This is a genomic window from bacterium (assembly GCA_026398675.1).
Classification (GTDB): domain Bacteria; phylum RBG-13-66-14; class RBG-13-66-14; order RBG-13-66-14; family RBG-13-66-14; genus RBG-13-66-14.
In genome coordinates this window covers 1-3,330 of record JAPLSK010000126.1, presented here as the reverse complement: position 1 = coordinate 3,330, position 3,330 = coordinate 1, and the positions used below count along the sequence as shown (strand labels likewise).

Genomic DNA, 3,330 nt, shown 5'->3' with positions numbered 1-3,330 from the left:
GTCGTTGACCCGCTTGAAGTAGTCCAGGTCGGCCAGGGCCATGGCCAGGGACGTCTTCGCCTTGACCGCGACGTCGAAGAGCGTGCGGAGCTGCTCGTCGAAGAAGGCGCGGTTGTAGAGTCGGGTCACCGGGTCGAGCTGGGCCAGCTCGTCGCGCAAGAGTCGCACCAGTAGCTCGGCGAAATCCTCGGCGGCCACCAGGTCGCTCTCGCCGAGAATCCCGCGCTCCAGCTCGAAGATGTCCAGGCGGCCGTAGAGCAGCCCCCGGCTGTATAGCGGCAGCGAGAAGAGCGGCTCCCGGCTCTTCATCTCCTCGGGGAACTCGGGGAGGGTGACGGCGTACTGGGAGGCGTCGCCGGAGTCGGCGGGGGGGAGCGGGCACTGGTCGGGGTAGAGCACCACCCGGGGGTGGCGGCAGGCGCAGATTCGCACCAGCCGCGAGAGAACCTCACGGAACAGGGCGACCAGGTTCCGGTTGGTCCGGGCGAGGCGCAGAACCTCGCGGAAGGCGCCGGCGACGCTGGACTCGCTCATGGCGGCCCCGGGGGGGTTACATTAAGACGGTGTAATGATAGCCCGAAGACGCGACCGTGGCAAGCGTAGCACGACGCGGTGACCGAGGCCAGCCTTTTGGGGGTGGCGCCCGCGCCCGGCATCAGCTAAAATCACCCCGTTCCCCCCGACCCGGACGGTTCCCCGTGCCCGTGGCGTGGCTGAAAAGCATCTGGCACCGTTTCACCTCCTGGCTCGTCGGGCATAAGGACCCCAAGGAGGTGGCGCTGGGGCTGGCCCTCGGGGCCGCGATATCCCTCACGCCTCTGATCGGCCTCCACGCCGTGCTGGCGGTGCTCCTGGCCTCGATAACCCCCTCGAACCGTCTGGCCGCCATTCTCGGCACCCAACTCGGCAACCCCTTCACCCTCCCCTTCTTCTTCTGGCTGGAGTACAAGATCGGGAGCTGGATAACCGGGGTGCAGGTGACGACCTCGCTCTCCTTCTCCCAGATCGGGTTGGAGGGGGCGGCGCGCCGCATGGTGCAGCTCTTCGGCGAGGCGGCCTGGCCCTACTCGGTGGGGATGGTCGTCCTGGCCGTGCTCGTGGGCCTGGCGGTCTACGGCCTGACGGTGCTCACGGCCCGGGTGCTGCACTTGAGGATGCGTCGCCGCCTGGTGGACACCGGGTCGGATGAAAAATCTCCCCCTCCCTCCTAAACCCCCTCCGCGGTACCGGTGAGATGACGAAGCAAAAAACCGCCCCCGTGAAGAGTGAACCGACGGACCGTCCCTTCTGGCGGAGCCGGTGGCTCGTGCTGGTTTTGGTGGTCGCGGCGCTGGCGCCCCGGCTCATCATCCTCTCCCAGCTCACCGAGAGCCCGGCCTTCACCCACCCGGTGATGGACTCCGAGGTCTACGACGACTGGGCCTGGACGCTGGCGGACTCGTGGACGAACCCGGATTACGCCGGCCCGCACGGGGAGGCGGCGAAGTACCTCGAGGGCTCGTTCTACATGGGGCCGCTCTACGCCTACTTCCTCACCGGGGTGTACCTCCTCTTCGGCCACTTGCTGCTCCTGGCGCACCTGGCGGGAATCCTGGTCGGCGTGGGGACGGTGCTTTTGACGGCCGCCATAGGCCGACGACTGTACGGACCGAAGATCGGCTTCATCGCCGGGCTGGCCGCGGCGCTCTACCCCGCCCTCTTCCTCTACGACACCGCGATGCTGATGAGCGTCCTGTTGGTCTTCTTCGCCACCCTGGCGCTCTACCTCGTCATCCGGGGGCAGGATGGGGACCGGTGGTACCACTGGCTGGGGGCGGGGATGAGCCTGGGGCTCTACGCCCTGGGACGGGCCAATATCCTCGTCTTCGCCCCGGTGCTGGCGGTGTGGGCCTTTCTCGCCCTGTGGAAAAAAGTCGAGCCCGGAGCGAGGGGCTTCTGGAACCGCCTCCGAGCGCGCCTCAAGGATAATTGGAAGCCCGGGCTGCGGCGTGTGCTCCTCGTGACCGCCGGGGTGCTGGCCTTCGTGGTCCCGGCCACCATCCACAACGCGGTCGCCGGCGGCGAGTTCGTCCCCGTAACCGCCAACGGCGGCATCAACCTCTACATCGGCAACAACGAGCTGGCCACCGGGGAGTACGTCAACCCGCCCATGGTGGACGTCAAGAGCGACCCGGGCGGCCGACAGTACGTGAGCGGCCTCGAGGTCCGCCCCATGACCTACGGCGAGGTGTCGGACTGGTGGGCGGCCAAGGCCGGCGAGTACATCGGCAAGGACTTCGGGCGCTGGCTCGGCCTCCTGGCGACCAAGGCGCTCCTCTTCGTCCACCGCCACGAGATCATGCAGGTGGCCAACATCCACATCATCCTGGGCTGGGAGTCGCCGTCCTACTTCTTCGGGGTGCTGGTCGTGCTGGGTTTGGCGGCCCTGGTCTGGGACCGCGAGCGGCGACGGCGGATGGGGGCCGTCTGGCTCTTCGTCCTGGTCTACTCCCTGACCATCGTCGCCTTCTTCGTCACCGCCCGGTACAGGCTGCCGGTGGTCCCGCTGCTGTTGCCGCCCGCCGTGTGGGCCGCGGTCGAGCTGGTCCGCCGACTGAAGGAGGGCGGCAAGACGCGCCTGAAAGCCCTGGCCCTGGTCGTCCCCGGGCTCCTGGTGACCAACCTCCCCTTGAGTCTGTTCGGCGTGGAGCTGGTCGGCAACGACGCCGTGCTGCACAACAACCTGGGCACCATCTACTACGACCAGGGGGTGTACTCACTCGCCGTGGACGAGTACGAGCGGGCGATTCGGGCCAACCCGAAGATTTATCTCACCTACACCAACCTGGGGCTGGCGCACCTGAAGCTGGGGATGCGCACGGAGGCGCAGCGGAATTTCGAGCAAGCGCTCTCGGTTTACCCCAACGACAGCTGGGCGCTCTTGAACCTCGGCGCGCTTTTCCTGGAGCGGGTGGAGATGGGCGACAAGTCGGCCCTGGACACGGCGGAGACCTACCTGCGGCGCTCGATGGAGCTCAACCCCGGCAATCCCGAGGTGTACCGGAACCTGATGAAGGTGAGCCTGGCGCGGGGGGATTACGCGGGCGCGGCGGCCATCGTCGAGCGGGGCCTGAAGGTGGCGCCCGACGACCCCTACTTCCTCTTCTGGCTGGGCGGGCTCTACGCCGAGCGGTTGAACCGGCCCGCCGAGGCGCTGGACCTTCTCCGTCGCTTCTACGATACCCGGCCCTACACCCCGGACCACGAGGTGGCGCTGGAGTTGATAACCTACCTCGAGTCGCAGGGGTATTGAATACGACAAACCGCGCGAGATCCTCGTAGGGGCCGACC

3 protein-coding genes are annotated in these 3,330 nt (G+C 67.5%); 2 read left to right on the top strand and 1 reads right to left on the bottom strand.

The genetic code is table 11. From position 1 onward, the window contains the following. A partial coding sequence (locus tag NTW26_03085; GenBank protein MCX7021258.1) for a diguanylate cyclase occupies positions 1–534 on the bottom strand: 534 nt, incomplete at its 3' end. Positions 535–704: 170 nt separating this feature from the next. Between NTW26_03085 and NTW26_03080 the strand changes: the two genes are divergently transcribed. Further along, a complete protein-coding gene (locus NTW26_03080; GenBank protein ID MCX7021257.1) occupies positions 705–1,211 on the top strand; it encodes a DUF2062 domain-containing protein in 507 nt (168 codons plus the stop codon). 23 nt (positions 1,212–1,234) lie between these two features. Beyond that, positions 1,235–3,292, top strand: a complete 2,058-nt coding sequence (locus NTW26_03075) for a tetratricopeptide repeat protein (GenBank protein ID MCX7021256.1) — start codon at positions 1,235–1,237, stop codon at positions 3,290–3,292. Positions 3,293–3,330 lie beyond the last annotated feature (38 nt).